This is a genomic window from Pseudomonas sp. B6(2017) (genome assembly GCF_002112765.1).
Classification (GTDB): Bacteria; Pseudomonadota; Gammaproteobacteria; order Pseudomonadales; family Pseudomonadaceae; genus Aquipseudomonas; species Aquipseudomonas piscis.
Genome location: NZ_NEIQ01000021.1, coordinates 109,730 through 115,775 on the forward strand (window position 1 = coordinate 109,730; position 6,046 = coordinate 115,775).

7 protein-coding genes are annotated in these 6,046 nt (G+C 65.2%); 3 read left to right on the forward strand and 4 right to left on the reverse strand.

All coding sequences use genetic code 11. The features are described 5' to 3' along the window. The first annotated feature begins 11 nt into the window (after positions 1 to 11). Positions 12 to 1,010, forward strand: a complete 999-nt coding sequence (locus CAG11_RS28395) for an acetoacetate decarboxylase (ADC) (protein WP_085599407.1) — start codon at positions 12 to 14, stop codon at positions 1,008 to 1,010. A gap of 61 nt (positions 1,011 to 1,071) precedes the next feature. Here CAG11_RS28395 and CAG11_RS28400 read toward each other — a convergent pair whose 3' ends face one another. Both CAG11_RS28400 and CAG11_RS28405 read right to left on the reverse strand, forming a co-directional pair. Further along, entirely contained in the window at positions 1,072 to 2,148 is a 1,077-nt protein-coding gene (locus CAG11_RS28400; protein ID WP_085599409.1) for a trans-acting enoyl reductase family protein, read from the reverse strand. 117 nt (positions 2,149 to 2,265) lie between these two features. Beyond that, the gene (locus tag CAG11_RS28405; protein ID WP_053129787.1) at positions 2,266 to 3,405 is read right to left on the reverse strand and encodes a calcium:proton antiporter; all 1,140 of its coding nucleotides are present in this window, start codon (positions 3,403 to 3,405) and stop codon (positions 2,266 to 2,268) included. A 489-nt stretch (positions 3,406 to 3,894) separates the two neighbouring features. Here CAG11_RS28405 and CAG11_RS28410 point away from each other — a divergent pair, with 489 nt between their 5' ends. After that, the gene (locus CAG11_RS28410) at positions 3,895 to 4,827 is read left to right on the forward strand and encodes an MBL fold metallo-hydrolase (RefSeq protein ID WP_085599411.1); all 933 of its coding nucleotides are present in this window, start codon (positions 3,895 to 3,897) and stop codon (positions 4,825 to 4,827) included. A 68-nt stretch (positions 4,828 to 4,895) separates the two neighbouring features. Here the strand turns inward: CAG11_RS28410 and CAG11_RS28415 are convergent, their stop codons facing one another. After that, the gene (locus CAG11_RS28415) at positions 4,896 to 5,309 is read right to left on the reverse strand and encodes an MAPEG family protein (protein WP_256578751.1); all 414 of its coding nucleotides are present in this window, start codon (positions 5,307 to 5,309) and stop codon (positions 4,896 to 4,898) included. Positions 5,310 to 5,466: 157 nt separating this feature from the next. Here CAG11_RS28415 and CAG11_RS28420 point away from each other — a divergent pair, with 157 nt between their 5' ends. Beyond that, on the forward strand, positions 5,467 to 5,784 hold the full coding sequence (locus tag CAG11_RS28420) for a metalloregulator ArsR/SmtB family transcription factor (protein ID WP_022640972.1): 318 nt from the start codon (positions 5,467 to 5,469) through the stop codon (positions 5,782 to 5,784). A gap of 16 nt (positions 5,785 to 5,800) precedes the next feature. On the opposite strand, the gene CAG11_RS33690 is transcribed toward CAG11_RS28420, so the two are convergent. After that, positions 5,801 to 6,046 (reverse strand): hypothetical protein (locus tag CAG11_RS33690; RefSeq protein WP_218191892.1); only part of this gene is annotated, 246 nt, incomplete at its 5' end.

Genomic DNA, 6,046 nt, shown 5'->3' on the forward strand with positions numbered 1-6,046 from the left:
AGAACTGGAACGTGAAACTTGCAACTGTCACCGCAATGGCCGGCGCACTCCTGGCCCCCCTGGCAAGTCCCGTGCTGGCGGACGCCACGGGCCATGCCGAAACCACGATGATCGATATCGCCGGCCATCCGGTGCCGGTGCTCAAGGGCGGCCTGTACGACCGCTATCGCTCCAACCCGCCGCTGTCGGTGATCGAGGCCGAGGCACCGGGCATGGACCTGAGCTGGTTCAAGCAACTGGCCAAGACCCGGGTCGACATGGGCTTCGAGTCCTACTCGCCGAACTTCTACTACAAGAACAGCCGTATCACCGCGGTCTATACCGCTGACCTGGCACGCTTGCGCGAGCTGATCCCGGCCGAGGTGCTGGCCCAGGTCCAGCCGCTGCAGGTCTGGCCTGGTCGCGGGTTGGTGGCCTTCACCGCCTACACCTACGACTACTGCGACAACGACAGCTACAACGAAATTGCCTTGTCGATCATCACCAACAAGCCGGGCAAGTCCAACCTCGGCCCCCTGACCCTGGTCGGCCAGTCCATCTCCAAGGACTTCTGGGGCTACGTGCTCAAGCTGCCGGTGAACACCGAACTGGCCCGGGTGCGTGGCGTGGTGGGCTACAACCTGCCCAAGTGGCTGACCGACATCAACCGCCGCGAGGAAGCCCAGAGCCTGTCCTACGACATCATCGACAGCCAGACCGGCAACGTCGACGTGATCTTCAAGGGCAGCAAGCTTGCGGACCTGTCCCACGACGTCGGCATGGTGACCAACAGCTTCACCAACCTCGACCACAACGGCCAGTTGGCCTACGGCTACGCCACCTCGCGCCAGACCAGCCATGCCTCCAGCAGCAGCGCCGACGCCGCGCGCCTGATCCTCGGGCAAGGCAGCCTGTCCGACTACCTGCGTTCGCTGCAACTGGGCAAGTTGGTGAAATACGAGTACGTACCCGAGTTCCAGAGCGCGCTCTATGCCCCCAAGCCCCTGGCCAGCCTGAACGATAGTCACTGATCCCGGGTGTCCTGAGGTGACCGGGACCGACCGCCAAGACGGCGGTCCCGGTGGTCACCGATCACTCGATGCGCATCTGGCCCGAACCCGGCAGGCTGCTGACCAGCCCGGCCCCGAGCAACTTCGCCGGGGTGTACGCGCCCGCTGGGGGGCGCTCGCCCGCCAGGTACTCGACCACTGCCAGGGCGCCACTGACGGTCAGGCTGTAGACATTGGCGGTGTGCACCCGGGCCACCTTGCGCTGGCCCTGGGCATTGCGCGCCTCGCCCCATACATAGGTGCCCTGGTCGGCCCGCTTGGCATCGTCCGGGCCGGTCACGGTCTTGCCGATATGCGCCTTGAGGCGCTTCTGCACCCAGGCCAGGCCCAGCAGCGGACGGACCAGGTTGGCCCACCTGGCACCACGGATCATCCCGGCCGACCCGGGGAGGAAGACCTCGATATTGGCAATGCCGGTGGTGTGGTAGGCGGTGGATACGTCGCCCCAGGGAATGGTCATGGCGAGCTTTTCACCGGCGCCGAAATCGATGCGCCGCACCTGGTAGGCCAGCGGCACCGTGACGATCTTGCCGTCGCGCCGCACCTTGCCACCCTGGGCCATGCCTTCCACCGAGGTCTTGGCCGTGCCGGGCGAGAAGCTCGAACGCGAGTCGAAACCCAGGGCCAGGTGCGTGGCGTCGGGCAGTGCCGCCTTGAGCGCGGCGGCGACGCAGTCGGTGGGGATCACGTCGAAGCCCACGCCCGGGCAGATCACCACCCCGGCCTCCCGAGCGCGCAAGTCCAGGGCCTGGGCATGTTCGAAGACCGTGATCTCGCCGGTGATGTCCAGGTAGTGCGCCTTGGCATCCAGGCAGGCCTGCATCATCGGCGCGGCGGTGGCCGAGAACGGCCCGGCGCAATGCAGGACCAGGTCCATGTCCTGGATGCGGGCCGCCAGTTGCGGTTCATCGAGCCCGAAGATCCGGGCCTCCAGGCCCAGCTCCCGGGCCAGCGGCTCGACCTTGTCGCGACTGCGTCCGGCCAGCACCGGGCGCAAGCCGCGCTGGTGCGCTTCGCGGGCGATCAGCTCGCCGGTGTAGCCATAGGCGCCGTAGATCATCCATTGCATCGGTTCGGCTGGGCTGGATCGTTCATTCATGGTGCGGCTCCTGGCAGGGTTGGGCGAGGCGGCACGCTGCCCTCCTCGATCTGGCTGCGACGCTAACCTTCAAGCCCGGTTCAGGGTCAAGGGGCAAGCCCGGCTCGCCCGTCCTGCTCAAGGATAGAAAAGCAACAGGCCGAATACCGCGAACACTGCCAAATGCATGAACCCCTGGAGCGGCGAGGTGCGCTGGCCGCCGAAGCTCACCAGGGTGAGCCCGACGGTGATGGCGAACAGCAGCATCTCGGCAGCCGACAGCCCCATGATCACCTGCTTTTGGGTGATCAAGCCGATCACCAGCACCGCCGGCACCGTCAGCCCCACGGTGGAAACGAAGGCGCCCAGGCACAGGTTCAGGGTGCGCTGCATTTCATTGTTGCAGGCGGCCTTGATCGCCGTGATCGACTCGGGGGTGAAGACGATGATCGCGATCAGCACGCCGCCAACCGCCACCGGCGCCCCGGCCTGGGCGATGCCGTAGTCGGTGACCACCGCCAGGTAATGGGCCAGCAAAACGATGGGCAAGATGAGCCCAAGCAAGACCAGGGTGCGCAGCAGCATTTCCCGGCGATTGGCCGGCGGCTGCACGTCGGTCTCGGTGCCAGCTTGCGCCTGGGGAAGGTGCAGGCTACCGGCCGGCGGCTGGACGAAAAATCGCCGGTGGCTGCCCACCTGCAACCACAGGAAAGCACCGTACAACAACACCGTGATGGCCGAGACTCCCATGGCCTGGGTGGCGCTGAACTCACCGGCCCCGGAAGTGAAGTTCGGCAGCAGCAAGGCGATGCCGGTGAGCAGCACGATCATCGAGATGTAGGAACCTGCGCCCTGGGCGTTGTATTCCTGCTCGCCGTTGCGCGCAGCTCCAGCCACCAGGCACAGGCCGATGACCAGGTTCATGATGATCATCATCACCGCGAATATCGAATCCCTGCCGATGGTCGGCAGCTCCCCCGGGCCCAGGAGCATGGAGGCGATCAATATCACTTCGATCGAAACGATGGACAGGGTCAGGATCAACGTGCCGTAGGGTTCGCCCAGTTGCCGGGCCAGGTGGTCGGCCTCATGCACCACGCCGAACGCAGCGGCGAGGATGGTGCAGAACAGCAGCAAGAATACCCAGCTGGCGGTCAGTGGCTGCAGGGGCGCGGCCAGCAGCTCGCTCCCCTGGAAAAAGAACAGGCCCACCACCAGCCAGGAGCCGGCCAGGCGCAGGACTGTGGACAACGGCACTACTCGGGAAAGTTCGCTCATGTCGGTCTCATCTTCGGTTCATTGCACAAGGAACATAGCCCAGGCCATGGCAGGTTCCGGTTCGCGGTGAATCACTGGCTGGCACGCCCCTGTCCGGCGTTGCAGGGGGCGCCGGCGGGTAAGCCACGCCGGGCCTGGGCGCAGGCACGCAGCAACCGCGCGGCATGACGAAGAGGCTCGTGCGCAGCACAAGGGATGGAGCAGGCAGGGAAAAGTAGCGGGGACGCTGGCCATGGGGGCTTGCTCAGAAGCTTCGGGCCGTCCCGCATGTCGATCCTGGCCCCGGGGTCGTCCCCGGGCAGGTGGTTGAACGCGCCATGGAAGCGGCGCTGCGGCGCACTCTAGCACCGGTGTGCATGTCGATTCCAGAGTCAACTCCTGCGAATCCCGCGGCATTCAACCAGCGAATCTTGCTTCTGCAAGCCGGCGAATGCAGGCACACGATTATAGTGGCGAGGGTTATCCGAACTTGGCACAAGCGAGGCACACATGCGATCAGCCCATGGTGGCGAAGCTTCATCCCCCGGAATCGAACGCCTGGATTTCGGCCGGGTCTCGGTGTTCTTCGGCAAGCGCCACGGCAAGTACCCGGACGGCAACCAAGTGATGATCCGCGGGACGGACACCCTGGCGGCCTTCGATACCCCCATCGTCGCCAACTGCATCGGCCCCTGGTTCGATGCCACCGAGTTGGTGGTCCTGGGCCATGTCCACGAGGACCACATGGCCGGCCTGCATCGCCTGCCCCGAGCCAGCGTCCACGTCCACCAGGCAGACCTGGCCGCGGCCCGGAGCTGGGAGGGCCTGGCGGCGGCGTTCGGGATCAGTCACCCGGAACAGGCCCGGGTCATGCTCGAGTACTTGCAGGGACAGTTCTTCTACGCCCCGCGCCCGGATGCCCAGGGCTACCAGGACGGCTCCTGCTGGGAACTGGGACGCTCCAGGGTCCGCGCCTTCCATATGCCCGGGCATACCGCCGGCCATACGGTGCTTTTGGTCGAGCCCGAGGGCGTGGCCTTCATCGGCGACATCGACTTGACCGGCTTCGGCCCCTACTACGGCGACGCCACATCCAACCTGGGGGATTTTCGCCGCAGCCTGCAGCGCTTGCCGGATATCCCGGCCAGGGTCTGGGTCACTTCGCACCACCGGGGCGTCTACACCGATCGTGACAGTTTCCTCAATGCCCTGTCGGCGTTCGCCAGCAAGCTCGATGAGCGTGAAAACCGGCTCCTGGCCTGGCTCGACGAGCAACCACAAGCACTCGAACAACTGGTGCAACGCGGGCTGCTGTACCCACCGGGACACACCGCGCCCTGGGTGGCGAGCGCCGAACGGCGCACCATTGCCCAGCACCTGGCCGAGCTGCAGCAGGCCGGCCGGGTGCAGCAGGACGAACAAGGACGCTACCGTCCCGGCTGAGGGTGTCCGGATGGCTGGGCGCTACGTTCGAGGTTCGGCATGCCGCCCAACGAGCGTCCGGCACCTGATCAAGCGTGACTGGCCACCAGCACGCCCATGCCGATCATGGCCAGGATCTGCGTGAAGAAGAACGCGAAACGCCAGCTGGCGACCTTGTCGGTCTGTGGCAGGCAGATATGCACCAGGCTCTGGGCCATGCGCGCAGCCAGCATCAGCAGTGCCAGGCCGTCCAGGGCGCCGCTGGTGACGGCCGATACATGGATCGCCAGCACGATGGCGCCATACACCGGCAGGTTCTCCACGCAATTGCGGTGTGCAGCCATGGCCCGCTGGTACCAATGGCTGCCCTGGGGCTTGTCCGGCTGCCACTCGCTCACCGTGGCGCGACCGGTCAGGATGCGCGACCAGCGATAGACGCCGACCGTGCCGAACAAGATGAGCAACGTCCAGCCGGCAAATGCCAACAGGACCCAAGTGGGCATATTCACTCTGGACCTTCCTGATTGATGGATAATGGCGGGGTTTGCACAGCACTCAAGGTGCTGGCAGGCTCACGACGCTCCGGTGGCCTTGAGCCCGAACCATAATATTAGAATTATCTAAATTAGCAATTACTAATTTAATGGATTACCTGTCCCCATGACTCCAGAACCCATTGGCGACGACGAGCGCTTTCTCGTCGAAGGCGCGCAGAAAGCCGCCACTCTGCTGCGCGCAATCAGCAATGAATACCGCCTGCAGGTGCTGTGCCTGCTGATCGAGCATGGGGAAATCACCGTGGGTGGCCTGCTGCAGCGCATCACGCTGAGCCAGTCGGCCCTGTCCCAGCACCTGGCGAAGATGCGCGAGGAAGGCCTGGTGGCCTTCCGCCGCGAAGCCCAGACCCTGTACTACCGCATCGACAATCCCGACGTGGCAAAGATCATCGCCACCCTCAAGAGCATCTACCGCCCCTGACGACCACTCGCCGGCCCTATACCCGCGCGATCACCAGTTGTTCGAAGACCGGTGCCCGCAGGCGGTCCGTGCGCCCGGCGAAGTAACGTTGCTCCAGCTCGGCCGGTGCGACCAGTAACGCCTCGGCAAACCCCAGCTCCAGCAGCCAGTGCTGCAACTGCCTGGGGTCGAAGCGGCTGATCCAGGGTTCGCCGCGAGCGGCCGCCAGGCTGGAAAACACCTGCACCGCCTCCTGGTCCAGGCCATCGAGCCCCGGATCCTT